General features: G+C 38.5%; 1 pseudogene. It reads right to left on the bottom strand.

Annotated features, from left to right (window positions below):
- Window positions 1–231, bottom strand: a pseudogene (locus CI070_RS13545) (hypothetical protein); the annotation flags it as partial.

Raw genomic sequence — 231 nt, 5'->3', positions numbered from 1 at the left:
CCCTAAATTGGCTCGCCAATCAAAATTCAAATTATTTTTTTTTACATCTACGCCGTTCTTCCAAAAATAAACCCTATCCTTCCTAGCACCGAAATACTGGGCAACTTCGTCTCCCCGAGTTCCATCATTGGTAATGAGATAGGCTGCTGCCGGGAAAAAGAAAAGAAAAGCCTCTTCATATTTTGCTAAATTATAAAAAAACCCAGCCCCAACTTTAATAAAAGTCCCATA

Origin of the sequence: Akkermansia muciniphila (assembly GCF_900184965.1) — a bacterium.
In the GTDB taxonomy this organism is placed as follows: Bacteria; Verrucomicrobiota; Verrucomicrobiia; order Verrucomicrobiales; family Akkermansiaceae; genus Akkermansia; species Akkermansia muciniphila_A.
The sequence above is the reverse complement of the archived record's forward strand: the minus strand, read 5'-3'. Positions and strand labels throughout refer to the sequence as shown.